This window comes from Streptomyces sp. NRRL S-1813 (assembly GCF_000719605.1).
Taxonomy (GTDB): domain Bacteria; phylum Actinomycetota; class Actinomycetes; order Streptomycetales; family Streptomycetaceae; genus Streptomyces; species Streptomyces decoyicus.
Map to the genome: position 1 here is coordinate 1 of NZ_JOHB01000038.1, position 25648 is coordinate 25648.

A 25648-nucleotide genomic window follows, 5' to 3' on the forward strand; every position below is an offset into this window, starting at 1 on the left:
GGGGAGGGGGCGGGGGTGGGTTCGGGGGTGGGGGGAGCGGGCGTACGGCGGTCTGCCTGCTCCGGCGCCCCGCCTGCTCCGGCTGACCGGCTGCTCCGGCTGACCGGCGCCCGCCCCTGCTGTGTCAGCCAGTGCCCCGCCTCTGCTGCGTCAGTGGTGCCAGGGTCCGGTCACCGCGAACGTCGTTCCCGGCGTATAGCAATTGACATACATCGTCCGGTGGTCGGGCGAGAACGTCACGCCCGCGAACTCGCCCCACTCCGGCTTCTCCGGGGTGCCGATGTTCTGCCGGCCGCGCGCCATCGCATAGACCGCGCCGCGCCGGGTGAGGCCGAAGACGTGCTGGGCGCCCTCGCCGTCCTCGCACACCATCAGACCGCCGCTGGGCGCGAGGCTGATGTTGTCGGGGGACTCGCCGGGCAGTTGGAGGTCGCTGTCCGGGCCGAAGACGACGACCTGGGTCAGCCGCCGCTTCTTCGGGTCGTACTTCCACACCTGCCCATAGTGGTCGGCCGCCGAGCCGTCTTCGCGGTGCGCAAAGCTGGAGACGAAGTAGACGCAGGAGCCGCCCCAGTAACAGCCCTCCAGCTTCTGGGCGTGGGTGATGCCGCCGGGGCCGAAGTCCTGGAAGCGGATCGGGGTCTCACGGGCGAGCGGATCGGGCACATCCACCCAGGTGACGTGGTCGAAGGTGGTGCCGGGCCGCTGGATGGTGGACAGGTCGGGCACACCGGGGACACGCAGCGCCTGGAGGCGGCCGCCGGCCCGGAGGGAACCGCGGCCGCCCCTCGGTTTGTTGGGCAGAAAGCGGTAGAACAGTCCGAAGGGCTTGTCGAAGGCGTCCTCGGTCTCGTAGACGGTGCCGGTGCCGGGGTCCACGGCGATCGCCTCGTGCTGGAAGCGGCCCATCGCGGTCAGCGGGACGGCGCCGGTGCGCCGCGGGTCGTAGGGATCGACCTCGAAGATGAACCCATGGTCCTTGGTGTAGTTCTCCTCGCCGGCCCGGAGCTCGGTCTCCTCGCAGGTCAGCCAGGTGTTCCAGGGGGTGGGGCCGCCCGCGCAGTTGGTGGAGGTGCCGGCGATGGCGACCCGCTCGGAGCGCACCGTGTTGTCCGGGCCGAGTTCCAGGGCCGTGCAGCCGCCCTCACCACCGGGGTCGTACGTCAGGTCGCGGACCCGGGGGACGGCTTGGCGGGAGCCCGTACGGTTCTCGTGGTTGCGGACGAGGCGGGTGCCGCCGTGGTGGCCGGAGGAGCCGGGAGAACCGGGAGAACCGGGAGAACCGGGGAAGGCAGCCATGCCGTCGCAGTTGCTGGGTACCTTGCCCTCCCCTGAGCGCAGCGGGTCGCCTTCCCGGGAGAGGACCCGGTAGCGGAAGCCCCGGGGGAGGTCGAGCAGGCCGTCGGGGTCGGGGACCAGCGGGCCGTAGCCGCGCTGCCCCATGCTCTGGGCGGTCGCGGTCCCCGTGAAGAGCTCCGTGAGGCTTCCGGAGAAGGCGATTCCCGCCCCGAGCGCACCGGTTCTTGCCAGGATCTGACGTCGTGTCGCGGACATGGGCAACTCCCTGTTGGCGGACAGGTGAAGTGACCCGCTCGTGTGTACCACGCGGCCGGGCTGCCGGGAACCAGGCTGCGCCCCCGGTGTTTCCGGCGGCGCCCCGTCTACCGGGAGTTGCCGGCCACCAGGGGGCCCGCGTCGCGTGCCAGCGCCGTCAGCCGGGAGATCGCCCGGAAGTACTTCTTACGGTAGCCGCCGCGCAGCATCTCCTCGCTGAACAGCTCGTCGAAGGCCTTGCCGGAGGTCAGTACCGGCACCTCACGGTCGTAGAGCCGGTCCGCGAGGACGACCAGGCGCAGCGCCGTGGACTGGTCGGGCACCGCCTGGACGTCGGTGAGGCAGACCGCCTCGATGCCGTCGCACATCGCGCCGTAGCGGCTGGGGTGCACCTTGGACAGATGCTCCAGCAGGGAGGGGAAGTCGTCGAGCGAGGCGCCGGGCGTGCGGTACGCCGTGCGGGTGACGGTCTCGTCGTCGTACGGGGCGGGCGCGTCGGGCAGACCGCGGTGGCGGTAGTCCTCACCGTCGATCCGCAGCGGACGGAACTGGGCGCTCAGGCCCTGGATCTCCCGCAGGAAGTCGGCGGCCGCGAAGCGGCCCTCACCGAGCTTGCCGGGCAGCGTGTTGGAGGTGGCGGCCAGCGCCACACCGGCATCCACCAGCTTGCCGAGCAGGGTGGAGACCAGGACGGTGTCACCGGGGTCGTCCAGTTCGAACTCGTCGATGCACAGCAGCTTGTGCTCGCCGAGGGTGCGTACGGTCTGCTGGAAGCCGAGCGCGCCGACGAGGTTCGTCAGCTCGACGAAGGTGCCGAAGGCCTTCTGCTCGGCCGGGGCGGGGGTGGCGTGCCACAGGGAGGCGAGCAGATGGGTCTTGCCGACGCCGTAGCCGCCGTCCAGATAGACACCGCGCGGGCCCTTCGGGGCGGCCGGCTTCTTGGCGAACCAGCGTCGCTTGCCCGAGCCGGCCCGTCCGGCGTCGATGCTCTCCGCGAAGTCGCTCAGGTCCTGGACGGCCTCGGACTGGCTGGGCTGCTTCGGGTCCGGGATGTAGGTGTCGAAGCGGGCGCCCTGGAAGCGCGGCGGCGGCACCATCTCGGCCACCAGACGGTCGGCCGGGACGTGCGGGGCGCGGGCGGTGAGCGCGGCGGGCGCCGCATCGTCCCCGTCGGCCGGCGGTCCGGCTATCGGGTCGGGCTGCGGGGAAGAGGACTGGGAAGGCGACACAGCCGTCCAGCCTATCTCGTGTGCGGTGGCCGCCGGTCCCGTGAGCGAGGCATGTCACACTGCCGCCATGCGACGTCTGTTCCCTCTCTCCGCCCCCTCCGTACCGGCCCCTGACGCCGAGAACGCCGTGGTGGGGGCGATCGACCCCATGGACCGCGAGTGGACGCCGGCCGAGCTGGCCGACGCCTATGCGTACCCGTCGGCGGACGATCCGGTGCGCTCGGGGCGCACCGGCTGGCTGCGGGCGAACATGGTGTCCTCCGTGGACGGCGCGGCCCATCACGAGGGCCGCTCGCAGCCGCTCTCCAGCGATGCCGACATGCGGATCTTCGGGGTGCTGCGCGGGCTCGCGGACGCGGTGGTGGTCGGCGCGGAGACCGTACGGCAGGAGGGCTACCGGCCGGCTCGGGCCCGGGAGGCGTTCGCCGCCCGCCGGGCCGCCGCAGGGCAGGGGCCGGCCCCTGCCATCGCCGTGGTGACCGCCGGTCTCGGGCTGGACTTCACCCTGCCGCTGTTCACCGAGCCGCTGGTTCCCACCCTGGTGCTGACCGGCGCGGGCGCGCCGGCCGACCGGGTGGCCGAGGCCCGTGCCGCGGGCGTGGAGGTGCTGTTCGCCGGGGAGGGGCAGGGCGTCGATCCGGCCCGGGTGGCCGGGGTGCTGGCCGGACGGGGGCACACCCGGCTGCTGACGGAGGGCGGGCCGATGCTGCTGGGGCAGTTCGCGGCGGCCGGTGCGCTGGACGAGCTGTGTCTGTCGCTGGCGCCGGTGGTCGCGGTGGGCGACGCGCCGAGGATCATGAACGGTCCCGCCGTGCCGGTACCGGAGCGGTTCGCCCTGGCCTCGGTATTGGAGGAGGCCGGGTTCCTGTTCACCCGCTACCGTCGGTCCTGACAATCGGCGGAATTATCTGTTCCGCTTAGCTTCCGTTGGGCACACTAAAAGCCAACAGGCCCCGCACCGCGACGGGGCAGGATGGTGTCTGTCGGGCTCCGTGCCATGCGGCGCCCCGGAAGAGAAGAAGGGCGTCCGTCGTGTTCACGAGCGTATTGATGATCGAGAAGCCACTGACGCCGGCCGATGTGGAGTTTGTGACCACGCTGCACGGCGATGACCGGATCTCGTTCGTCGTGCTCATGCAGCCTCGCGGTAAGCAGGATGTTCTGCTAAGGGCCATCGACGATGTCGCCCTCGGTGAGTTCGACGACGCCGTACGGGAGGGCGAGGAACCGGGCGGCGCCCGGGCCGAGGCCCCCGCCGAGCTCGCCCTGGCCCACACCCTCCAGGCGCTGCGCGACACCGGCGCGGAGGCCGTCGGGCAGGTGGTCGAGGACCATCCGCTGGACCTGCTGCGGTCCGTTGTCGACCAGACAGGCGCGGACGAGGTGATCGTGCTGACCACCCCGCACTTCGTGGAGGAGTTCTTCCACCGCGACTGGGCCTCCCGCGCCCGCCACAAGGTCGGTGTCCCGGTCCTCAAGCTCTTCTCGCACGCGGCGGACGACCAGCCCCAGGGGACCGGCGGGGGCTGACCGGCCCCCGGGCGCCGGTCCGGTCCGTCCGGTCACGGGCGGGCGACGTGCCGCGGGTGCAGCCGGCCGTCCCGCACCTCGGCGATCTCGTCCGCCGCATCCAGATGCGCGGGGTCATGGGTGACCAGCACCGTCGCGGTCGCGCGCTGATGGGTGAGGGCGAGTAGCAGATCGAGCACCGCGGCGCCCCGCTCGTGGTCCAGGGCGCTGGTCGGCTCGTCCACCAGCAGTACCGCGGGCTCGTTCATCAGCGCCCGCGCGATGTTGATCCGCTGCCGCTGACCGCCCGACAGCTGATGCGGCCGCCGGTCGGCCTCCCCGTCCAGGCCGACCGCCGCCAGCAGTTCTCGCGCCCGCGCCCGCGCCGTACGGGGCGAGCGGCCGTCCAGATGGGCCATCACCTGCAGTTGTTCGGCGGCGGTCAGCGACGGCAGCAGATTCGGCTGCTGGAAGACCGTGCCGATGGCGGTGCGGCGCAGCGTCGTCGCCGCGGCCCGGCCCAGCCCCACGGTGTCCGTGCCGTCGATCACCACCCGTCCGCGGTCCGGGGAGATCAGCGTGGCGGCGACCGCGAGCAGGCTGGACTTGCCGGACCCGGACGGGCCGATCACCGCGGTCAGACATCCGGCGGGCACGGTCAGCGAGACCTCGTCCAGCGCGGTCAGCCGGTCGTCGCCGTCGGGGTAGGTGAGGGTGACATCGGTCAGTTCGAGGCTCATCGGGCACTTCCCAAGGCGGTCAGCGGGTCCACGGACGTGATGCGGCGGATGGCGAGCGCGGCGCCGGCGGCACCCAGCGCGATCATGATCAGGGCGGGGACCAGCACGGTGGACGGGGCGAGCACGAAGGGCACCGTGCCGTCGAGCACCGCGCCCACCGCGGCCGCCACGGCGCTGCCCAGGCCGGTCCCGGCCACCAGCAGGACCACGGCCTGGCCGAGCGCGTCCCTCAGCAGCGTGCCGGTCGAGGCGCCCAGCGCCTTCAGCACGGCGACATCCCCGCCGCGCTGGATCGTCCACACCGTGAAGAACGCCCCGATGACCAGCGCGGAGATGACGAACAGAAAACCGCGCATCAGCTGCAGGGAACCGTTCTCGGCGGCGAACGAGCCGATGGCCTGCAAGGCGTCGTCGGCGGCGACGGTCCTCGTGCCGAGTGCCTTGTCGGCGGCCGCCAGGCCGGCCGTGCCGGAGGTGGAGAGGGCGAGCACGGTCGCCCCGCCCTCGTCGCCGGAGCCGCCGTTCCCACCGCGGGCGGGGCCGCGGCCGCCGGCCGACCCCGCGCCGCCCGCCGACCGCCGCCAGTCCTCCAGCGACATCCAGACCACCGGCGTGTGGCTGTACATCGCCGCGCCCGCCACCGCCGCGACCCGGACCGTACGGCCGCCCAGCGTCAGCGTGCCCCCGGCCCGCACCCCCAGCGAGGCGGCGGCCTTCGTGGACAGCACCACCGCACCGTCGCCCACCCCGGCCGGCGCCGGTCCCGACCCCGGCCGCACCCCGAACGACGCCACCGCGGCGGTCCGGCCGCCCGCCTCCGCCTTCGTCGTCGCGATCCCCAGCGGGTCGGCGTGCCGTACGCCCGGCACCCGCGCCCAGGCCCGTACGGTCCGCTCCGTCAGCCGCGAATCGGTGAAGGCGACGCCCCTGCCGTCGGCGGGCGCCGAGAACACCAGGTGGTCGGCGGGCAGCGCGGTGATCGCCGAGGTGTTCTCCCGGCCCAGGCCCGCCGTCAGGCCCGACAGCAGTCCCACCAGCACCGTGATCAGCACGATGACGGTGCCCATCAGGGCGAACCGTCCCTTGGCGAATCTCAGGTCCCTCCAGGCGACGAACACCAGCGATGCCCTCCTCGGATCCGGGTGCCGAGCTCCACTGCCGGCGGCCGGACCCCACAGTCGCCTCCCGGGCGGGCTGCGGACATCGCGCAGGGGAGTGGTCCCCGCGGATCGATAGGTGCGGTCCGCGGTCAACCCTTTGGTTGATGCCGCACGTGGGGCGGCCGTTTAGCCTGAGAAGGCCGTGACCGAAGAAACCGTGACCGCCCGCTCCCTCACCCCCGTCCTGCGGGTCCTGCGCAGTTGCCGGCACCTGATGGTGGCCGCGCTGCTCGCGCTCGCCGCCGTACGCGCCCTCGCCGGGCACGCCCCGAACGCCCCGGCCGTGACCGCCACCGCGGCGGCGCTTTGCGCCGTGTACGCCCTCGGCCTGCGGCTGCCCCGTCTGCGCGCCTCCACCGGCGCCGCCGCCCTCTGGCTCGCCGGCGTGGCCCTGCTCTGGCTGGTGCTGCTCGCCCTCACCCAGGACGGCGTCTGGCTGGCCTTCCCGCTGTTCTTCGTCCAGCTGCACCTGCTGCCGTTGCGCGCCGCCCTGTCCGCCGTCGTGGCCACCACCGCCGCCGCCGTTGCCGGATTCGCCCGGCACACCCACACCCTGAACGTCGGCACGGTGCTCGGCCCCTCCCTGGGCGCCGCCGTCGCCGTCGCCGTCGTCCTCGGCTACGAGGCCCTTTACCAGGAGAGCGAACAGCGCCGCCGTCTCATCGAGGAGCTCACCGCGGCCCGCAGCGAACTGGCCGCCGCGGAACACGCCGCCGGCGTGCTCGCCGAACGCGAGCGCCTGGCCCGCGAGATCCACGACACCCTCGCCCAGGGCCTGTCCAGCATCCAGCTGCTGCTGCGGGCCGCCGAGCGCGCCCTGCCGCAGCGGCCCGGCACCGCCCTCGGCCATGTCCGGCAGGCCCGCACCGCCGCCGTCGGCAACCTCGCCGAGGCGCGCCGCTTCGTGCGTGCGCTGAGCCCGCCCGACCTGGAGGCCGGGTCGCTGCCCGCCGCCCTGGAGCGGCTGTGCGCCACCACGGCCCGTACCTCCCCGCTCGCCGTGCACTGCCAGGTTTCCGGCGTGCCCACCGCGCTCCCCACCGCGCACGAGGTCGCCCTGCTGCGCATCGCCCAGTCCGCGCTCGCCAACACGGTCCGGCACGCCGGTGCCGGACGGGCCGAGCTGACCCTCAGCTACATGGACACCGAGGTCGCGCTGGACGTCGTAGACGACGGCGCGGGGTTCGTCCCCGCCGAGGTGCCCGCCCCCGGCTCCGCGGCGGCCCGCGGCACCGGCTTCGGCCTCGCCGCGATGCGCGCCCGGGCCCGCGCCCTCCAGGGCACCCTCGTCGTCGAGTCCGCCCCCGGGGAGGGCACCGCCGTTGCCGTCACCCTCCCGTGCCCCGTCACCGCGTCCGCCCCTGCCCCGTCCGCCCCGGCCTCGGCGCCCGGCGCCGCCCCGGAGGCCGCCTCGTGACCGCCACGGGCACCCCCATCCGGCTGCTGCTCGCCGACGACCACCCCGTCGTACGCGCCGGACTGCGCGCCGTCCTGGAGACCGAACCGGACTTCGAGATCGTCGCCGATGTCCCCACCGCCGAGCAGGCCGTCGGCCTCGCCGCGCGGCTGGAGGCCGACGTGGTCCTCATGGACCTCCAGTTCGGCGGCCGGATGCTCGGCTCCCAGGCGACCGCGGCGATCACCGCCCGCCCCGGCGCCCCGCGCGTCCTCGTCCTGACCACGTACGACACCGATGCCGACATCCTCGCCGCCGTCGAGGCCGGCGCCACCGGCTACCTCCTCAAGGACGCGCCGCCGGAGGAGCTGGCCGCCGCGGTACGCACCGCCGCCGCCGGGAAGTCCGCGCTCGCACCCACCGTCGCGCTGCGGCTCATGGCCCGGATGCGCACGCCCGCCACCGCGCTCTCCCGCCGGGAGACCGAGGTCCTCCAGCTCGTCGCCGACGGACTGTCGAACGCGGCGATCAGCAAACAGCTCTTCCTCAGCCAGGCGACCGTCAAGTCCCACCTCGTCCACATCTACGCCAAGCTGGGCGTGGACTCCCGTACCTCCGCGGTCGCCGCCGCCACGGCACAGGGCCTGATCCGCCGCTGAGCGCCGTCCGCCGGGCGTTCCACAGCCGTCCGCCGGGCCGTTTCCGCACCCGGCCGGGTCCGAGGACCGGCGCTGTCGGTGCCGGGTGCGAGAATCATCGACAGCACGACAGAACGACCGCACCACCGCTCGCGATGATCGACGATCAGGGAGACCCACCCATGGCACCCGCCATCCCAGCCTCGATGGACCGGCCGCACTTCATCGGCATCGGCGGAGCCGGTATGTCGGGCATCGCCAAGATCCTCGCGCAGCGCGGCGCCCAGGTGGCGGGCAGCGACGCGAAGGACTCCGCGACCGCCCAGGCCCTGCGTGCCCTCGGCGCCACGGTCCACATCGGCCACGCCGCCGGACATCTCGCCGAGGACGCCACCGGCGTCGTCGTCTCCTCCGCGATCCGCCCGGACAACCCCGAGCTGGCCGCCGCCCATGAGCGCGGCATCCCCGTCGTGCACCGCTCCGACGCGCTCGCCTCCCTCATGGACGGCCTGCGCCCCATCGCCGTCGCCGGCACCCACGGCAAGACGACGACGACCTCCATGCTCGCCGTCTCCCTCGGCGCCCTCGGCCTCAAGCCGTCCTACGCCATCGGCGGCGACCTCGACGCCCCGGGCTCCAACGCCGAGCACGGCTCCGGCGAGATCTTCGTCGCCGAGGCCGACGAAAGCGACCGCAGCTTCCACAAGTACGCCCCCGAGGTCGCGATCATCCTCAACGTGGAGCTCGACCACCACGCCAACTACGCCTCGATGGACGAGATCTACGAGTCGTTCGAGACCTTCGTCGGCCGCATCCGCCCCGGCGGCACCCTGGTCATCGCCGCCGACCACCCCGGCGCCCGCGAGCTGACCGCCAAGATCGCCGGCCGTCACGACATCGAGGTCGTCACCTACGGCGAGTCCCCGGACGCCGACGTCCGCATCCTCAAGGTCAACCCCCGCGGCCTGACCAGCGACGTCACGGTCACCCTCACCAGCGGCAAGATCCTCACGTTCACGGTCTCCGTCCCCGGCCGGCACTACGCCCACAACGCCGTCGCCGCCCTGGCCGCCGGCGTCGCCCTGGGCCTCGCGCCGCACAACCTCGCCTCCGCGCTCGGCAAGTACACCGGCGTCAAGCGCCGCCTCCAGCTCATGGGCGAGGCGGCCGGTGTGCAGGTCATCGACTCCTACGCCCACCACCCCACGGAGATGACCGCCGACCTGGAAGCCATCCGCGGCGCCGCCGAGGGCTCCCGCGTACTGGTCGTCTTCCAGCCGCATCTCTTCTCCCGCACCCAGGAGCTGGGCACGGAGATGGGCCAGGCCCTCGCCCTCGCCGACGCCTCCGTGGTCCTGGACATCTACCCGGCCCGCGAGGACCCGATCCCGGGCGTCACCAGCGCCCTGATCATCGACGCCGCGCGCACCGCCGGCGCCGATGTCACCCCCGAGAGCGACCAGGCCGCCGTCGCGGACGTCATCGCCGGAATGGCGAAGCCCGGTGACCTTGTTCTCACCATGGGCGCGGGCGATGTGACCGACCTCGGCCCCGCCATCCTGTCCCGCCTGGGCAGCTGAGCTGAGGAGGACCCCAGATGCCGTACGAGATCGACAAGCCCGACGAGCAGTGGCGCGCCGAGCTGACCCCCGCGGAGTATCAGGTACTGCGCCAGGCCGGCACCGAACCCGCCGGTGTCGGTGAGTACACCGACACCAAGACCGAGGGCGTCTACTCCTGCCGCGCCTGCGGCGCCGAGCTCTTCCGTTCCGACACCAAATTCGAGAGCCACTGCGGCTGGCCGTCCTTCTACGACCCCAAGGACTCCGGCGCCGTCGAGCTCATCGAGGACCGCAGCCACGGCATGGTCCGCACGGAGGTCCGCTGCGCCCGCTGCGGCTCCCACCTGGGCCACGTCTTCCGGGGCGAGGGCTACCCGACGCCCACGGACCAGCGCTACTGCATCAACTCGATCTCCCTGCGCTTGGCTCCGGACGAGGCGTGAGCAGCGGGGCGGTGGCCGCCCCGCCGCTCCGGGACTCGTGAAGTAGTCGGAGTTCCGCTTCCACGTCGGGCGTGGCATGCCGTGGCCGCAGGACGCGAACCTGCGGCCACGGCTACATCCATCCGCGTGGGCTCAGCCGCAGGTGATGCGGGGGCTGCCCCAGTCGGCGTGGTCGGAGTCGTTCCCGTTGCCGCCGTCAGTGACCACGAGCCGTAGCTCCGTGCCGCCGGTGAGGTTCCCACTGAGACGCTTCGCGGGCTGGTTCACCGTCATCAGCCCGCTGTCGGCGACCTTCGTGCCGTCCCGGAAGATCTGGAAGACCGCGGAGCCGTTCGCGCCCACCTCGTCGTCGATGCCCACGTCCACGCTGAGGGCGGAGCAGGTGCCGCCGAGCTGGTAGGTGATCTCGCTGTTGGCGTGGGCCCCTATGCCTTCGGGGTAGCCGGTCCCCTGGATGGTGAGGGGATGTCCGTCGATGCTGCTGTCCGGCCTGAACGGCGCGAAGCTGTATTTCTGGGAGCTCCACGACCTGGCGCCCAGCGGTGTGGCGTGGCCGGCCGGCGGTTTGTCCGCGGGGCCGGGGCGGGGCGAGTGCGACGGCTTCGCCGGCGGCGAGGGCCGGGAGCTCGGGCGCTTCGGCTTCTTGCGGTGCGTGGGGGACGGGGAGCCCGAGGGCGAACGGGAAGCGGTGGCGGAGCTCCTGTCGGACGCCGACGGCGGCTGGTCCGTGGCGGGGGCCGAAGAGCGGTCCGACCGGTCGCGGCGCCCGGCCGCGGCATCGTCGCGCTCCGGGCCGAACAGCGGGCCGACGGATATGGCGACGCCGGCCAGGACGGCCACGGCGACCACGAGCACGGTGATCCGCGCCGGTGAGAACCGCGCCCGCCGGGGCTTGTCCGGCGGGGCGGACGGGACCGTCCCCGAGAAGCTCAGGCCGGCCGTGGGCGCGCCGCCGGCGCCGGATGGCCGGGCGCCGTCAGCGGGGCCGGGGCCTTCCTCCGGCTGGGCGGCCAGCCAGGACGCGAAGTCGTCACGCAGCTCGGTGTTGCGGGCAGTGCGGTGCCAGGCGGCGGCGGTATGGCGTACCGCCGCGAGCAGCGCGGCCCGCCAGGCCGGATCGGCTCCCTCTTCCGGGCCGGGGGAGTGCAGGACGTGGTCGATGGCCTCCTTGGCCAGATCCGCCGAGGCCTGGGACGAGCGGCAGCAGTCACGAGCGTAGGCCAGCACGGCCGCGTAGTGCCGTTGATGGAACTCGTTGAGGGCTTCCTGGCCCGCCCGAGCCGTGCCGTCCGGAGCCGGTGTGCCGAACGGAGCGTCCGCCGCCCCGCCGCCGGACCGGGCTGCCGCACGGATACGCCGGACCAGCTCGGTGTCGGAGGGTGCTGTCCCACCGGTGGTGTCGCAGTGCTCTTGCATGAGTGGGCTAGTGACCCTTCAACGTCCTGACGGGCCATGAAAAATACCGCAGGCAGGGCGGGTATCCGGCGGCCGGTGCGGCGTTCGGCACCGGATGGGTCGCGGGGACTCGCCCCCGCGGCCGCCCCGTCACGCCATCACCACGATCCCCGTCACCACCAACCCCGCCTCCACGAGCCAACGGCCGCTGAATTCGGTGAGTTCCCTGCCGCCGACCACGGGGCCGGGGACGAGGAGGCGGGCGGTGAAGGTGGAGTTCGACGGGTCGAGGGTGAGGTGGGCCTCCTCGAAGTCGAGCCAGCGGTGGGTGAGGGGGTACCACGCCTTGTAGACGGACTCCTTGGCGCTGAACACCAGGCGGTCCCAGCAGACTTCGGGCTGCGCGGCGGCCAGCCGGCGCAGCTGGACGCGTTCCTCGGGGAGGGTGATGAGGTCGACCACGCCGGGGTCCTCCACGGGCAGGTGGGGCTCGGCGTCCAGGCCGATCGTCCGGACGTCCGCCGAGCGGGCCACCGCGGCGGCGCGGTAGCCCGCGCAGTGCGTCATGGCGCCGACGATGCCCGGCGGCCACTGCGGCTCCCGGTTGGGGCCGGGGAGCAGGGGCGCGGGGGCGATGCCCAGTTCGGCCAGGGCGCCGCGGGCGCAGCCGCGTACGGTGCCGAACTCCTGCTGTCGCTGGGGCACGGCGCCGGACACCAGCGCCCACTCCTCGGGAAACATCTCGGACACCGGGGCGTCGTGGAAGGCCTCGGCGGTCACGACCGGGGCCGGCAGCAGCTTGTCGATCATGCGAGGGTCCCGGTCGTTCCGGCGGCGACGGTGGCAGGCGCGGGCAGGATCCGGACCGGGCGGCCGGGTGTGCCGGGGCGGCGCTGCCACTCCCGCGGGTAGCCGAGCGATACCTCCTGATGGGGCACGCCGTCGCAGACCAGCAGCCGTGGGATGTGCAGATGGCCGTAGACCACGGTGGCGGCGCGGAACCGGCGCGGCCAGTCGGCGGTCGCCTCCGTCCCGCACCACAGCGCGAAATCGGGGTACCACAGGGGCCGGGTGGGCTCGCGCACCACCGGCCAGTGGTTGACGAGCACGGTGGGCAACTCCTCGGGCAGGGCGGCGAGCCGGGCCTCGGTGGCGGCCACCCGCGCCTGGCACCACGCCTCCCGCGTCGGATACGGGTCCGGGTGCAGAAAGCGCTCGTCGGTGCACACGACCCCGGCCTTCTCGGCCCGGGCGAGCGCCTCTTCCTTGGACGTCGTCCCCGGCTGCCGGAAGGTGTAGTCGTAGAGCAGGAAGAGCGGTGCGATGACGGCCGGGCCGCCGGTGCCCTCCCAGACCGGATACGGGTCCTCGGGGGTGAGCACGCCCAACTCCCGGCAGATCTCCACCAGATGCTCATAGCGCGCCACGCCGCGCAGCTGTACCGGGTCGTGCTCCGGCGTCCACAGCTCGTGATTGCCGGGCACCCAGACCACCTTGGCGAACCGGCTGCTGAGCAGGGTGAGCGCCCAGCGGATGTCGGAGACGCGCTCACCGACGTCGCCGGCGATCAGCAGCCAGTCGTCGTCGGACTCCGGTCGTAACGCCTCGACGATGTCGCGGTTCTCCTGGTAGCGGACGTGCAGATCGCTGACGGCCACCAACGTGCCGCGGCCGGCGCCCCGCGAGGGACCCGGAGCGGGCGTGGCGGTGGGCGCGGGCGTGGGGGTGGGGCCGGTGGCGCCGGACGTGAGGGTGCGGATCTCGTAGGTCACCATCGAAGTAAAGACGGTGCGGAGGAGAGAGTGAAGGGCGACCGGGGTGGCGGGGCTCCGCGTCACCGGCCTGGCGGTGGGGGAGCCGGCCGGCCGCCGTGGCCGGTACCGGGAGCGCCACCGCGGCGGATGCGGGTGGCCAGCCAGAGGTCGAAGCGGTCGTCGGGGTCGTCGAGACGGCGGCCGGTGAGGTCCATGGCCTTGTCGAGGCGGTTGCGCACGGTGTGCCGGTGGACGCCGAGCCGCCGGCTGGTGGCGTCCCAGGCGCCGCCGGTCTCCAGCCACGCCGCCAGGGTGGCGATCAGCTCCTCGCCGTGGTCCGCGAGATCGAGCGGGCCGAGCACGGTGTCGGCGTAGCCGTGCAGCGTACGGCGGTCGCCCAGGTCTATCAGCAGCCGGCTGGCCTGGCTCTGCCGGGCCTCCGCGGGGGCTCCGCCCGACCGGCTGACGGCGAGCAGCCCGGCCGCCTGGCGCAGGGACACCCGTACCGCTTCGGGCGCGGTGGCCGGGCCGATACCGGCCGGGCAGTGCGGGGCGAAGCGGGCGAGCACCTCGCGGATGTCCAGCTCCTCGCCGACCACCGCCTCGATGACCGCGCCCGGCGTCCCGCCCACGACCCTGACCAGGCCGCCGGGAACCGCCAGCGCCAGATCGGCGGCCATCTCCTGTGCGGCGCCGTCCACGGCCGCGCCCGCCGCCCCGTCCATGGCCCCGTCCGCCGCCCCGGATGCCGCGGGGCCGGTGGCCGTACGGCTCGGGGCGCCCCCCGCCTCCACCACGACGCCCCGCACCCGCTCGGCCGTCAGCCCCGCCGAGCGCAGCATGTCCCGGGCTCGGTCGGCGGTGGGATCCTCGTCGGCCAGCAGCTCCGAAAGCAGCGCTGACCTGCGGCGGCGCTCCGGCTCGTCGCGAAGGTGGCGACGCTCCAGTTCCAGGGAGAGCAGGGAGACCAGTCCGGGTACGACCGAACGGGCGGCGTCGTCCGGGCGGCCGGTGAGCAGCAGCAGACCGCGCAGCCGCCGCGCGCCCAGGGGCTGCACCTCCAGCTGCTGCCCCGCGGCCGTGCTGGAGGCGCTGCCGCGCAGTCCGCGCGCGGCGACCCGTTCGAGCAGATCGTGCGCCTGGGCCGGCAGGGCCCGCTGATCGTGCTCGCTGGTGGCGAGCAGCCGCCCGAGCGGGTCGAGCACCGTCGCGCCCACACCGGTGGCCGCCGTCCACTCCGTCAGCATCGGCCGCAGTCCGTCGCCCGCCGCCGCGGCCGTCAGCCGCCGCTGGGTCGCGAACGCCCGGTGCAGCAGCGCGCGCTGTTCGTCGGCCCGTGCGTCGAAGACGGCCTTGGTGACGGCGATGAACGGCACCTCGTCCGGCACCGTCAGCAGCGGCAGCCCGGCCTCCTCGGCCGCCGCCACCAGCGGCTCCGGCGCCTCCTGGTACGGCAGGCCCTGCCCCAGCCCGAGCGCCAGGCACGCCGCTCCGCCCTCGGCCGCGTCCCGGACGTACGCCCGGCAGGCGGCGGGCTCCATCGGAAGCAACAGCCCGATCGTCATGAGGAGTTCACCGCCCTGAAGCCACTTTCCCGGCGTCGGCAGATCCGAGACCGTGGCCGCTTCGATCGTGCGGGCCAGCAGCTCCGGCGGCACGTCGTAGGTGACCGACAGACGGAGATCGGGCCGGGCCAGGAGGTCGGAGATACGCAGGGGCATGGACACAGTGTCCATCACCTCCCCGCGGAGTGGACGATCAGGCGAGCGGAGCTGGGGGCGGTCGTGGACACGGCGGCGGCCGTGGACCGGCCCCCCGACGGCCGTGGGGGCGCCTCGGGACCGGTCCACGGGTCCTGGCTCTGCGGATGAATGAAGGCGGTGCGGCCCGTTATGGTCGAGAGGTGTGGCAGTGGGGTTTCTTCCTCGCTCCCCGACCCGATGAAGGGACGTGAGCGCACTATGCAGGCGGCGTTTCTGGTGGCTCCAGAGGGCATCGAGCAGGTCGAGCTGACCCGGCCGTGGCAGGCGGTGACCGACGCGAGCGGGGGCCCGACACTGGTCTCCACCCGCACGGGGAAAGTGCAGGCGTTCGACCACCTGGACAAGGCGGACACCTTCCCCGTCGATCTGACGGTGGACGAGGCGACCGCGGCGGACTTCGACGGGCTGGTGCTGCCCGGTGGGGTGGCCAATCCGGACGCACTGCGCCTGGACGAGCGGGCCGTGGCGTTCGTCAAGTCGTTCTTCGACGCCGGGAAGCCGGTGGCCGCCATCTGCCACGCCCCGTGGACGCTCATCGAGGCCGATGTGGTGCGCGGCCGCACCCTGACCTCCTGGCCCAGCCTGCGGACCGACCTCCGCAACGCGGGCGCCACCTGGGTCGACGAACAGGTCCAGATCTGCACCAGCGGACCGAACACCTTGATCACCAGCCGGAAGCCGGCCGATCTGGAGGCCTTCTGCGCGGCGTTCATCTCGGAGTTCTCGCACTGAGGCCCGCCGGCCGCCCACGCGGGCGGCCGCGCTACGGCCCGAGCACCACCGCCGCCTCCGGCGGCAGCCGCAGCACGCCGTCCGCACCGGGTACCCGGGCCTCCGGCCAGCCCGCCAGCGCCCGCAGCCCCGCCGCGCCGTCCGGGCCGCCGCCGTCCCCTTCCGGGCCGTCGCCGCCCATCGGGATGGCGGCCGTGGTGTCCCGCGCGAGATTGACCGCCACCCGTAGCGGTCCGCGCCGGAGCAGGAGCCAGCGGGCCTCCTCGTCGTAGCGGACGGCCGTGTGGCGCGGATCGGGGTCGGTCAGCGGCGGCAGCTCCTGGCGCAGCGTCAGCAGCGTACGGTGCCAGGCCAGCAGCGCGGTATGCGGCTCCACGGCGGGTTCGCTCCAGTCCAGGACGCAGCGGTCGCGGGTCGCCGGGTCCTGCGGATCGGGCCAGTCGTCTTCGTGGCCCGCCCACTCGTGCGCGGCGAACTCGCGGCGCCGCCCGGCCCGTACCGCCTCCGCCAGCTCCGGATCCGTGTGATCGGTGAAGTACTGCCACGGCGTGGTCGCGCCCCACTCCTCGCCCATGAACAGCATCGGTGTGAAGGGCGAGCACAGCACCAGCGTGGCGGCGCAGGCGAGCAGCCCGGGGGAGAGCCCGGCGGCGAGCCGGTCGCCGAGCGCACGGTTGCCGATCTGATCGTGCGTCTGGGCGTAGGCCAGCAGGCGGTAGGCGGGCGTCCGCCGCAGATCGAGCGGTGCGCCGTGCGCCCGGCCGCGGAAGGCGGAATACGCACCGTCGTGGAAGAAGCCGCCGGTCAGCGTCTTGGCGAGGGCGGCGAGCGGAGCGCGTGCGAAGTCGGCGTAATAGCCCTGGGATTCACCGGTGAGCGCGGTGTGCAGGGCGTGATGGAAGTCGTCGTTCCACTGGGCGTGCAGACCGTGTCCGCCGTCGGTCCGCGCCGTGGTGGTGCGCGGATCGTTGAGATCGGACTCGGCGACCAGGAACAGCGGGCGCCGCAGCTGCTCCGCCAGCGCGTCGGCGGCGGCGGACAGTTCGGCCAGGAAATGCGGGCTGCCGTCGTCGTGCAGCGCATGGACGGCGTCCAGCCGCAGCCCGTCGAGCCGGTAGTCACGCAGCCACGAGAGCGCGCAGCCGAGGAAGTAGCCGCGCACCTCGTCGCTGCCGGGGGCGTCGAGATTGACCGCGGCGCCCCACGGCGTGTGATGGGTGTCGGTGAAGTACGGCCCGAACGCCGGGAGAGGGTTGCCGGACGGGCCGAGGTGGTTGTGCACCACGTCGAGCACGACCCCCAGACCGTGGCCGTGCGCGGCGTCCACGAACCGCTTGAGCCCGTCCGGCCCGCCGTACGGTTCGTGCACCGCCCACGGCGCGACCCCGTCGTACCCCCACCCGTGGCTGCCGGGGAACGGGCAGACCGGCATCAGGGAGATATGGCTGATGCCCAGGTCGGCGAGGTGCCGCAGCCGCGCCGCCGCGGCGTCGAAGGTTCCCTCGGGGGTGTACGTCCCGATGTGCAGCTCGTAGAGGACGGCGCCGGGCAGCGGGCGGCCGGGCCAGGGATGCCGCCACCCGAACCGTTCGTGCTCGACGACGGCGCCGGGCCCGCCGGGGCCCTGCGGCAGCCGCGCGGCGCGGGGATCGGGCAGCGGCGGCCCGCCGTCGAGCCGGAAGCCGTACCGGTCCCCGTCGTGGGCCGGCGTCTCGGTGCGCCACCAGCCCGCGCGGCCGCCTGCGCGCTCCATCGGAACGTCTGCTTCACCGGCCCGGTCCCCTGCCCACCAAAGAGCGGCCCGCCCGGCCTTCGGAGCCCATACCTCGAACAGCACGGCCGTCCTCCTTCGTTCGGTCCGGTCCCTGACGAAGAAAGCATGTTGCCGCGCCGCCCGACAGTCCGACGTGGCGATACGGGCCGACATCGCGCCATCCCACTGGGCCGTTCCGGCGAGCCCATGCGCCCACCTGCTCCGTGCCGCGCACCTGCATCGCCTGGACAGCGGCTCGCGGTGGCCGGAGAATCGCGGTATGACTTCGCTCGAGTTCCCTGCGCGCCCGGCGCGCCCGTCGGACGCCGACCGGGAACGCGCCCTCGATCTGCTGCGCGACGGTGCGGCGCAGGGACGGTTGTCCCAGGACACCTTCCTGCGGCGTCTGGAACTCGTTCTCACCGCCCAACAGCAGTCGGAACTCGACCTGATCACGGCCGACTTGGCGAGCCGCGGCAAGGTCCAGGGCGTCATGCTGCGGATGGTGGGCCGGGTGTCGGCGTTCCACCTCAGGGTGCGCCGCGCCTGGCGCATGGAGCGGCTGCCGAAGCTGCTGCTGCCGGAGCCCGGCCCGCTCCCGCTGCTCATAGGGCGGGCGCCCGGCGTGGGCCTGCGCCTCAACCATGAGACGGTCTCCCGCGCCCACGCCGAACTCCGCAGCGTGGGCAAGGGATGGCTGCTGCGCGACCTCGGCTCCACCAACGGCACCTGCGTCAACGGCCGCCGTGTGGTGGGCGAGGTGCCGGTCGGCCCCGGCGACCACATCACTTTCGGCCGGGTGGACTACGTCCTGACGGAGCGGTGAGCGGGGCGGCCCTCACCCGGACCCTTCCCGTGCCCACGGCGATGCGACAGCCGCCTCCCGCACCGGCCCGCGCACCGGCCGGTCTCCCGACGGATGGGACGTCCACACCCCTTCGCCGTGCGTCAGACCGGGCAACAGCCCCAGGAATTCCTGCACACGACGGGCCGGCAGCGATCCGCTGACCAGCCAGGAGTGCCGCCCGCCGGAGGTCTCGGCGAGCTCCGCGCCCAGTGCCGCGAGGCGGGCGGTCACCGGCGCGAGCGCGGTGAGCGGGAGCTCGGCCTCGAAGGCGTGGTACGGCTCGTAGACCCGGGTGCCGGCCCGGTCGAGCGCCCGCCGCAGTACGACGGGGGTGACCGCTCGGAAGTCCCCGGCGGTGCTGAGCGGGCCGACGAACCCGGAACGGGTGAGCACCACCCGGCAGTCCGTCACCGCCAGGCCGTGCGGTCCGTGGTGCAGGGTTGCCAGCGCGGTCTCCTCGACGGCCTGGTGGAAGCCGTGCGGCAGGGCGCCCAGTTCGGTCTCGTAGGTGAAGACCGGGCCGGAGCCGCGGGCGCCCGGCTCGACCCGGAGCCCGACCGTGGCCCAGGGCCCGGTGTGGCCGCGCCGGGCGATCTCCTCGCAGGCCTCGCCGACCCCGGACGGCCGCTCGACGCACACCGCCCGGCTGGGCGCGAACTCCGCCTCGATGCCGTGCTCCTGGCGCAGGGTGGCCGCGATGATCTCCTTCTGCACCTCGCCGTGCAGTAGCACCGAGGTCGCGCCGTCCGGCGCGGGGCGCGCCTGGAGCAGCGGATCCTGGTCGGCGAGCGCCAGCAGTGCGGCACGCAGCGCGGCGGCGCGTGCCGGCCGGCGGGCCCGGACCAGGGTTTCGAGGGTGGGGGAGGGGAAGAGGGTGTTCTCGGCGGGGGCGTCGGTGGCTGCTCCCAGGCGGTCACCGGTCCGGATGCCGGGCAGCCCGCGGATCACCCCGATATTGCCGGGGGTGAGCGGCCCGCCGTCGCCGGGTGCCCGGCCGACGACGTCGAGTGAGGTGATCCGCCCGGTCAGGGACTCGCGCGCGCCGTCCGCCGCGGCCCGGTGCAGCGCGATCTGCTGCCGTGGCCGCAACGCGCCCGCGTACAGCCGGATATGGGCCGTCCGCTCGGCGTTCGGCGGCTGGTGCACGGCGAAGACCGTGCCCCGCGGCTCGGTGCCCGCGCCGATGGGCGCCGGCGGGATCAGCCGGACCATGCCCTCGATGAGTGCGTCGATGCCCTGACCGCCGAGCGCCGAGCCGAAGTACACCGGGTGCAGCGAACCGTCGGCGGTCCGGTCGGCGAGCGCCGTGCGGAGCCGGTCCGCGGTCGGCTCAGGCCCGCCCGCTGCCGTTCCGCCCTGTTCCGGCCCTCGCGGGCCAGGACCCACCAGCTGGGCGAGGACCGACTCGTCGGCCTCCGCCACCACTTCGGCGATCCGCTCGCGGACCCGGGGGTCCTCCAGGGCGTACGGCACCGCGTCGGCTCGCGCGGTGCCGAGGCCCGTCACGGAGGTCATCGGGACGGCGACCGGAGCCAGCAGCCGGCGGATGTCCGCGAGCAGCGCCTCGTCCCGGGCGCCGGTCCGGTCGATCTTGTTGATGAACAGCAGGGTGGGCAGCCGCAGCCGCCGCAGGGTCTTCATCAGCACCCGGGTCCTGGCCTGGACGCCCTCCACCGCCGACAGCAGCAGCACGGCGCCGTCGAGCACCCCCAGCGCCCGCTCGACCTCGGCGGTGAAGTCGGAGTGGCCGGGGGTGTCGAGAAGATTGACCTGGGTGCCGCCGACGGTGAAGGAGGCGACGGCGGAGCGGATCGTGATGCCGCGCTGCCGCTCCAGCTCGCCGGTGTCCGTACACGTGTCACCGGTGTCGACGCTGCCGAGCCGGCCGATGGCACCGGTGTCGAACAGCAGCCGCTCGGTGAGGCTGGTCTTACCCGCGTCGACGTGGGCGAGAATCCCGACGTTCAGGGTGCGCGAAAGAAGCATGGAAGGTGGATTCCTCAAGAACTGTCGTCCGGCTGGGGCGATGAGTAGTTCCGAGGAATCCGCGCATGCTGTGCTCCTGAGAGAGGAAAAACCGGGCGTACGGGGCCATGGTGCCAGCCGGACGCGGGCGTGCAACCGAATTAACGGGCCGGGGGACAGGCCCGCTCAGTGCTGAGGCACGGGCCCGCTCAGTGCTGATGCAGCCCCCGCCCCGCCAGGGTCAGGAACGTCTCGCCGACCGCTTCCGACAGCGTGGGGTGCGCATGGATGTGCGCGGCGACATCGGACGGCTCGGCGTCCCAGGCCACGATCAGCTGGCCTTCCGCGATCATCTCCGAGACATGCGGCCCGACGAGATGGACGCCGAGCACCGGTCCTGTGGCGTGGCCGCCCGCCCCCTCCGCCGCCGCGATCACCTTCACCATGCCGCCCTGACCGTGCACCATGCCCTTGGCGGTGGCGGCCAGCGGCATGGTGTTGACCTTGATCTCCAGGCCGCGTGCGTGTGCCTCGGCCTCGGTCAGACCGACCGAAGCGGTCTGCGGCGAGGAGTACGTCACCCGCGGCACGGTCGCGTAGTCCACCGCACGCCCAGGAAGGCCCGCCAGCGTCTCGGCCACCAACAGGCCCTCCGCGAACGAGGCATGGGCCAGCCCCAGGGACGGCGGCGGCAGCAGATCGCCGACCACATGGATGCCCGGCACGGAGGTCTCCAGCCGCGACCGGTCCGCCGGCGCGACGAACCCCCGCTCGTCGGCCGACAGCCCGGCTGCCGCAAGGTCCAGCCCGTCCGTCACCGGGACCCGCCCCACCGCGATCAGCAGCCGCTCGGCCCCGACCACCAGCTCGTCGCCCTGCGGAGTGCGTACGGTCGCCCGTACGCCGTCCGGCAGCAGCTCGGTGGCGGTCAGCGTCGAGCCCGTACGGACCGTGATCCCGCGCTTCTTCAGACCGCGCGCCAGATGGCGGCCGACGTCCTCGTCCTCCAGCGGAAGCAGCCGCCCGGCCGCCTCGACGAGCGTGACCTCGGCCCCCATGGAGCGGTGGAAGGAGGCGTACTCGACGCCGATCGCGCCCCCGCCCAGGACCAGCACGGAGGCCGGGAGTTCGGTGGCGAACAGGGCATCGTCGCTGGTCACGACCCGACGGCCGTCGGCCACCAGCCCCGGCAGCAGCCGCGGCCGGGAGCCGGTGGCAAGGACGACGCCGCGCCGCGCGGTGAACTCCCCCGCGCCCTCGATGTGGACCGTACGGGGACCGGTCAGCCGCGCCGAGCCCTGGACGACCCGCACCTGCGCCGCCCGCAAGTGCCCGGCCACGCCTTGGTGGTTGCGGGCGACGATGGTGTCGCGGGTGGCCACCAGGGCCGGCCAGTCCAGGGAGTCGACGGTGGCCTTGACGCCCCACCGCTCACGGGCCTCCGTGATGCCGTCCACCAGCTCGGCGGCGTGCAGCATGGCCTTGCTGGGGATGCAGCCGCGGTGCAGGCAGGTGCCGCCGACCAGGTCGCGTTCGGCCAGCACCACCCGCAGGCCCAGGGACGCGGCGCGCAGCGCGGTGCTGTAGCCGCCGGTGCCGCCGCCGATGACGAGGACATCCGTCGTGTTCGTCTCTGTCTGACTCATGGGAGCAGACTCCGCCCACCTGCGGCGATGAGTCCAAGGCAATGTTTCACTGGAGTGGATGCAGAGTCTTCATGGGCGCACTTCAGGGCCGCACCTCAGGGGGGCGCTGCATGGGGTGCGCTTCATGAGGCGGGCCGAGGTCACCGGGGAGGGGCGGGTATGAGCCTGCGGCAGATGGAGTACCTGGTGGCGGTCGTCGAGCAGGAGTCGTTCACCCGCGCCGCCGACGAGCTGCACGTCACCCAGTCCGCGCTCTCGCACCAGATCAAGGCGCTGGAGCGAGAGGTCGGCGGCCCGCTGCTGGAGCGGATGACGCGCGGGGTGCGGCTGACCGCGATGGGCCGGGCCTACTTCCCGCACGCCGAACTCGCCGTCCGCAGCGCCCGGCAGGCCCGCCGCGCCGCGCTCGCGGCGGGCGGCGCGGAGAGCGGCGAACTGCATATCGCGACGGTGCACGCACAGGCGATCGGGGTGCTCCCGGAGATCTGTGCACGCTGGGCCCGCGAGCATCCTGGCGTGCGCCTGGTGCTCCATGAGTACGCCACCACCGGGGAGTTGTCCGAGCAGATGGCCCGCGGCGTCGCCGATATGGCACTCGGCCCGCGCCCCGAGGACTGGCCGGGTCCGGTCACCGTCGTGGGACAGGAGCGGATGGTGCTGGTCGTACCGCACGGCGATCCGCTCGCCGCCCGGGAGTCGGTACGCCTCGCGGAGCTGGCGGACCGCCCGTGGGTCCGGTGCAGCCTGGAGCCGGTGGTCGACGGACGGCACTGGCTGGACCTGGAGTGCGAACGGGCCGGCTTCACCCCGCGCACCGCCGTCCGCACCCAGCACAGCTCGACCGCCGTCCGGATGGCCTCGGCGGGCGTCGGCGTGCTGCTGACCGCGGCCCATGAACTCCTCGGCCTGGACTGTGCGTCGGTGCCCACCGACCCGCCCTGGCAGCGCGACATCACCGTCTTCTCACGGGTCGAGCTGACGGGCGCGGCCGCGGAGTTCACCGAACTGCTGCGCGCGGGCGGGAACGCGAGCGGGCGGTAACTCGAAGCGGAGCACGGTTAATTGACGTGCCCTCATGCCCGCTACCCGGTGCCCCGCTCACTCACCGACGAACAACGCCACCGGCGACACCGCCAGCAGCTCGCTCAGCCCCACCACCGCGCCGCCCGCCAGTTCGCGGCCGGTCAGCAGCTCGTGCCAGGGGCCGCCGGGCGGCAGCCGCAGCAGCGTGTCCCACCACCCGCCGGTCTCCACCAGCCGCAGCGACAGGCGGGTCACCACCGTCAGCACCCGCCCGCTGCGGCAGAACGCCACACAGTGCTCGGCCGCCGGGCCCTCCGCATACACCGGCTCGTACGTCGCCGTGGCGCCGAACCAGTGCGGGTTCTCGCGCCGCAGCCGCAGCGCCGTGGCGGTAATCCGGAGCTTCTCGGCGGACAGATCGCGTGGCGCGGTGCCGGCGTCCAGCTCGGCGAGTTGCTCCGGACGGAAGCGCGCCGGCCGCCTGTTGTCCGGGTCGACCAGCGCGGCGTAGGCGAGTTCGGTGCCCTGGTAGAGGTCGGGGACGCCCGGCATGGTGAGATGCAGCAGCGTCGCGCCCAGCACATTGGCGCGGACGAACGGGGCGACTTCCGCGTCCAGCGCGGCGAGCGGGGCGGCCGTGGGACCGCACGGCCCGTTGCGTACGAACTCCTCGACCGCCTCCTCGTAGCCCGCGTTCGGCTCCGTCCACGAGGTGCGCAGCCCGGCCTCCCGTACGGCCTTGAGGACCGCGGGCGCCACGCGCTCCGCCGCGGGACCGTCGCCGGGCGCACCCAGGCCGAAAGCGGTCTGCCAGGCCAGCCACGACACCATCGGATCCGCCGGACCGGCTCCGTCCGTCCCGCCGGTTCCGACGTCGCACACCGCCCCGTCGGCCATCGCGCCCAGCGCGTCCCGCCAGCGGTCCGGGCACTCCGACAGCACCGCGATCCGCGCCCGCACATCGGCGCTGCGCTTGGTGTCGTGCGTGGAGAGCACCGTCCCGGACGCCGGCCGGTCCCGCTGCACGCGGGTGCAGTACGCATGGAACGCCTCCGGGGGGAGCGCCGGTTCGCCGGGGGCCCCGCCGACCTCGCAGGCCGAGAGCAGCACCGGATAGCGGTAGAAGGCGGTGTCCTCCACGGATTTGGCGTGCAGCGCGGACGCGGTCTGGGCGAACCGCGCGGCGAAGTCGGCGCAGTCCGTGCCGCCGTGTCCCGGGTCGTCCGTCAGCCGGCCGAGCGCCAGATCGTGGACCAGATCCACCGCCCGCGCCTCGTCGGGCACCCGGAAGGCGGTACGCGCCCCTGCCGCCGCCGCGCCCAGCATCGCCGCGTCCTGCCCGGTCCGCGCGGGGTCCGCGGCGTACGGGCGGTAGACCGGCAGCCGCACCATGAGCTCCCGGACGGCGTGGCGCAGCGCCCACGGCGCATGGTCGCCCGGCTCGGGGACGCGGGCGCTGATCCGGGCCGCGGTCCGCACCAGGCGCTCGACCTCCGCGGCCAGATCGTGCGTGATGACCTCGTACGCGGCCCGGCGCACCGTCTCCTCCCAGTCACCGCCTTCGTCGGCCAGCGGGGTGACGAAGTCCCGGTAGTGGGAGAACAGCCGGCCGGCGCCCTGCGGGCAGACGAAGAGACCGTCGATGTGCCGGAGGGCGTCATAGCCCGTGGTGCCCGCGCACGCCCAGCTCTCCGGCAGCTGTTCGTCGCCGGTGAGGATCTTCTCGACCACCGTCCAGCGGCCGCCGGTCTCCCCGTGCAGCCGGGCCAGATAGCCGCCAGGGTCCACCAGACCGTCCGGATGGTCGATGCGCAGCCCGTCGATGACGCCCTCGTGGACCAGCCGCAGCACCGTGCCATGGGTCGCCGCGAACACCTCGGGGTCCTCGGCACGGACCGCGATCAGCTCCGAAATCGTGAAGAAGCGGCGGTAGTTGAGCTCGCTGCGGGCCAGCCGCCACCAGGCGAGGCGGTACCACTGGGCCTCCAGGAGGCGGGTCAGGGGCAGCCCCTCCGTACCGGGGCGCAGCGGAAAGGCATGCTCCTGATAGCGCAGCACCCCGCCCTCGACGCGGAAGTGCCGCGCCTCCTCGCCCAGCCGGCCGCCGAGCACCGGGAGCAGCAGCCGGCCGCCGTGTCCTGCGTCCCAGTCGATGTCGAACCACCGCGCATACGGGGACGCCGGGCCGTCGCGCAGCACCTGCCACAGCGGCCCGTTCAGCGACACCGGCTCGGGCACCGCCATATGGTTCGGCACGATGTCGACGACCAGCCCGAGGCCGTGCGACCGGGCCGTCGCCGCCAGCGCCCGCAGCCCCCGCTCGCCGCCCAGCTCGGCCCGTACCGCCGCGTGATCGACCACGTCATAGCCGTGGGTGGACCCCGGCACCGCCTCCAGCACCGGCGAAAGGTGCAGATGGGAGATGCCGAGCGCGGCCAGATGCGGGACGGCCCGCTCGGCGGCCGCGAACGGGAAGTCCGGCTGGAGTTGCAGCCGGTAGGTGGCGGTCGGCGACGGACTCGGTGGCTGCGTCATGGGG

Annotated in this window: 21 protein-coding genes; 9 read left to right on the forward strand and 12 right to left on the reverse strand. The window is 73.7% G+C overall.

The window, feature by feature from the left end:
- Positions 1 to 150: 150 nt before the first annotated feature.
- Positions 151 to 1554, reverse strand: a complete 1404-nt coding sequence (locus IF67_RS0133495) for an alkaline phosphatase PhoX (RefSeq protein ID WP_030992114.1) — start codon at positions 1552 to 1554, stop codon at positions 151 to 153.
- Between the two features lie 107 nt (positions 1555 to 1661).
- The gene (gene zapE, locus IF67_RS0133500) at positions 1662 to 2783 is read right to left on the reverse strand and encodes a cell division protein ZapE (RefSeq protein ID WP_030992115.1); all 1122 of its coding nucleotides are present in this window, start codon (positions 2781 to 2783) and stop codon (positions 1662 to 1664) included.
- 67 nt (positions 2784 to 2850) lie between these two features.
- On the opposite strand from zapE, the gene IF67_RS0133505 reads away from it, so the two are divergent.
- Complete coding sequence (locus IF67_RS0133505) at positions 2851 to 3675, forward strand: pyrimidine reductase family protein (protein ID WP_030992117.1); 825 nt, start codon at positions 2851 to 2853, stop codon at positions 3673 to 3675.
- Between the two features lie 140 nt (positions 3676 to 3815).
- Positions 3816 to 4313 (forward strand): hypothetical protein, encoded by a 498-nt coding sequence (locus IF67_RS0133510; RefSeq protein WP_030992119.1) that lies wholly within the window; start codon positions 3816 to 3818, stop codon positions 4311 to 4313.
- A gap of 32 nt (positions 4314 to 4345) precedes the next feature.
- Here the strand turns inward: IF67_RS0133510 and IF67_RS0133515 are convergent, their stop codons facing one another.
- Positions 4346 to 5032, reverse strand: a complete 687-nt coding sequence (locus IF67_RS0133515) for an ABC transporter ATP-binding protein (RefSeq protein ID WP_030992121.1) — start codon at positions 5030 to 5032, stop codon at positions 4346 to 4348.
- Positions 5029 to 6150: an FtsX-like permease family protein gene (locus IF67_RS0133520; protein WP_030992122.1), complete on the reverse strand. Its 1122-nt coding sequence runs from the start codon at positions 6148 to 6150 to the stop codon at positions 5029 to 5031. Before IF67_RS0133520 ends, IF67_RS0133515 begins: the two co-directional genes overlap by 4 nt.
- A 184-nt stretch (positions 6151 to 6334) precedes the next feature.
- Between IF67_RS0133520 and IF67_RS0133525 the strand changes: the two genes are divergently transcribed.
- The 4 genes from IF67_RS0133525 to msrB all read left to right on the forward strand — a co-directional run bounded on the left by IF67_RS0133525 (position 6335) and on the right by msrB (position 10231).
- Positions 6335 to 7609: a sensor histidine kinase gene (locus IF67_RS0133525; protein WP_030992123.1), complete on the forward strand. Its 1275-nt coding sequence runs from the start codon at positions 6335 to 6337 to the stop codon at positions 7607 to 7609.
- The gene (locus tag IF67_RS0133530) at positions 7606 to 8247 is read left to right on the forward strand and encodes a response regulator (RefSeq protein WP_030992124.1); all 642 of its coding nucleotides are present in this window, start codon (positions 7606 to 7608) and stop codon (positions 8245 to 8247) included. Before IF67_RS0133525 ends, IF67_RS0133530 begins: the two co-directional genes overlap by 4 nt.
- Positions 8248 to 8408: 161 nt before the next feature.
- Positions 8409 to 9806, forward strand: coding sequence for a UDP-N-acetylmuramate--L-alanine ligase (gene murC, locus IF67_RS0133535; RefSeq protein WP_030992125.1), 1398 nt, complete (start codon positions 8409 to 8411; stop codon positions 9804 to 9806).
- A 17-nt stretch (positions 9807 to 9823) separates the two neighbouring features.
- The gene (msrB, locus tag IF67_RS0133540; RefSeq protein WP_030992126.1) at positions 9824 to 10231 is read left to right on the forward strand and encodes a peptide-methionine (R)-S-oxide reductase MsrB; all 408 of its coding nucleotides are present in this window, start codon (positions 9824 to 9826) and stop codon (positions 10229 to 10231) included.
- A 132-nt stretch (positions 10232 to 10363) separates the two neighbouring features.
- Here msrB and IF67_RS0133545 read toward each other — a convergent pair whose 3' ends face one another.
- From IF67_RS0133545 to IF67_RS0133560, 4 genes are all read right to left on the reverse strand, one after another.
- Positions 10364 to 11647, reverse strand: coding sequence for an NPCBM/NEW2 domain-containing protein (locus IF67_RS0133545; RefSeq protein ID WP_030992127.1), 1284 nt, complete (start codon positions 11645 to 11647; stop codon positions 10364 to 10366).
- A gap of 129 nt (positions 11648 to 11776) precedes the next feature.
- Positions 11777 to 12436 carry a 4'-phosphopantetheinyl transferase family protein gene (locus IF67_RS0133550; protein WP_030992129.1) on the reverse strand — a complete coding sequence of 220 codons (660 nt, stop codon included), beginning with the start codon at positions 12434 to 12436 and terminating at the stop codon, positions 11777 to 11779.
- Positions 12433 to 13398, reverse strand: a complete 966-nt coding sequence (locus tag IF67_RS0133555; RefSeq protein WP_030992131.1) for a metallophosphoesterase family protein — start codon at positions 13396 to 13398, stop codon at positions 12433 to 12435. The genes IF67_RS0133550 and IF67_RS0133555 overlap by 4 nt, the downstream gene beginning before the upstream one ends.
- Before the next feature lie 62 nt (positions 13399 to 13460).
- Positions 13461 to 15101, reverse strand: a complete 1641-nt coding sequence (locus tag IF67_RS0133560) for a PucR family transcriptional regulator (protein ID WP_030992133.1) — start codon at positions 15099 to 15101, stop codon at positions 13461 to 13463.
- Positions 15102 to 15341: 240 nt separating this feature from the next.
- Between IF67_RS0133560 and IF67_RS0133565 the strand changes: the two genes are divergently transcribed.
- On the forward strand, positions 15342 to 15875 hold the full coding sequence (locus IF67_RS0133565) for a type 1 glutamine amidotransferase domain-containing protein (RefSeq protein WP_030992135.1): 534 nt from the start codon (positions 15342 to 15344) through the stop codon (positions 15873 to 15875).
- Between the two features lie 31 nt (positions 15876 to 15906).
- Here IF67_RS0133565 and treZ read toward each other — a convergent pair whose 3' ends face one another.
- The gene (gene treZ / locus IF67_RS0133570) at positions 15907 to 17712 is read right to left on the reverse strand and encodes a malto-oligosyltrehalose trehalohydrolase (RefSeq protein ID WP_030992137.1); all 1806 of its coding nucleotides are present in this window, start codon (positions 17710 to 17712) and stop codon (positions 15907 to 15909) included.
- Between the two features lie 196 nt (positions 17713 to 17908).
- Between treZ and IF67_RS0133575 the strand changes: the two genes are divergently transcribed.
- On the forward strand, positions 17909 to 18454 hold the full coding sequence (locus IF67_RS0133575; protein ID WP_030992139.1) for a DUF1707 and FHA domain-containing protein: 546 nt from the start codon (positions 17909 to 17911) through the stop codon (positions 18452 to 18454).
- Positions 18455 to 18466: 12 nt separating this feature from the next.
- Here the strand turns inward: IF67_RS0133575 and otr(A) are convergent, their stop codons facing one another.
- Both otr(A) and lpdA read right to left on the reverse strand, forming a co-directional pair.
- On the reverse strand, positions 18467 to 20461 hold the full coding sequence (gene otr(A) / locus IF67_RS0133580; protein WP_051818878.1) for a tetracycline resistance ribosomal protection protein Otr(A): 1995 nt from the start codon (positions 20459 to 20461) through the stop codon (positions 18467 to 18469).
- Positions 20462 to 20649: 188 nt separating this feature from the next.
- Positions 20650 to 22086, reverse strand: a complete 1437-nt coding sequence (gene lpdA / locus IF67_RS0133585; RefSeq protein ID WP_030992144.1) for a dihydrolipoyl dehydrogenase — start codon at positions 22084 to 22086, stop codon at positions 20650 to 20652.
- 159 nt (positions 22087 to 22245) lie between these two features.
- Here lpdA and IF67_RS0133590 point away from each other — a divergent pair, with 159 nt between their 5' ends.
- Positions 22246 to 23127 (forward strand): LysR family transcriptional regulator, encoded by an 882-nt coding sequence (locus tag IF67_RS0133590; protein ID WP_030992145.1) that lies wholly within the window; start codon positions 22246 to 22248, stop codon positions 23125 to 23127.
- Between the two features lie 57 nt (positions 23128 to 23184).
- Here the strand turns inward: IF67_RS0133590 and treY are convergent, their stop codons facing one another.
- Positions 23185 to 25644 carry a malto-oligosyltrehalose synthase gene (treY, locus tag IF67_RS0133595; protein ID WP_030992148.1) on the reverse strand — a complete coding sequence of 820 codons (2460 nt, stop codon included), beginning with the start codon at positions 25642 to 25644 and terminating at the stop codon, positions 23185 to 23187.
- Between the last annotated feature and the right edge of the window lie 4 nt (positions 25645 to 25648).